This is a genomic window from Nocardia otitidiscaviarum NBRC 14405 (assembly GCF_000308635.1).
GTDB lineage: Bacteria > Actinomycetota > Actinomycetes > Mycobacteriales > Mycobacteriaceae > Nocardia > Nocardia otitidiscaviarum.
Map to the genome: position 1 here is coordinate 1 of NZ_BAGD01000010.1, position 644 is coordinate 644.

1 pseudogene is annotated in these 644 nt (G+C 66.1%); it reads left to right on the forward strand.

From position 1 onward, the window contains the following. Positions 1-135: 135 nt before the first annotated feature. Positions 136-644: pseudogene (locus tag ON31_RS00035) on the forward strand (phage major capsid protein); the annotation flags it as partial.

Here is a 644-nt window from a genome sequence, read left to right on the forward strand (position 1 = left end):
TCCCCGGGGAAGAGCGACGGCTCGACCGCCGGTAAGACCACGCCGAATCCGGTCGTCTCCCTGGCGTCACTGGACGCGCTAGCACTCGAAATCGAATGCAGCACATAGGAATTCAAACGACCAGGAGTTAACACCATGATGACCAAGACCAAGCTCGCCGAACTCCAGAAGGCCGCGCTCGCCGCGACCGGCGCGGCGCGGGAGATCGTCGAAAAGCACGGCGACCCGTCGACCTGGGCCGAGCAGATCCTCGCCGACTACAACGCCGAAATGCAGAAGGGCCGCGACCTGCTCGAACAGATCAAGGTCGCCAAGCGTGATCTCGAAATCATCGACGAGGCGAAGGGCCTCGCCGCCGAGATCGGCGAGCCCGCGGTCGGCGACCTCGACGCACAGGGACAGCGGCCGGTGCGCGAGCGCGTCAAGGCGCTCGGGTTGCAGGTCGTCGACTCGCCGGAGTTCAAAGCCATGATGCGGCCGTTCAGCGGTGGCGTCCCCGAGCGGTCGCGCATTCAGTCCGACCCGATCGGCATCAAGTCGCTCATCATTGGCGGCTCGCCGACCTCGGCGGGCGCGTTCCTGACGCCCGAGGACTCGGGCATTGTCGAGATGCTCGGCCGTCGCCCGCTCACGATCCGCGATCT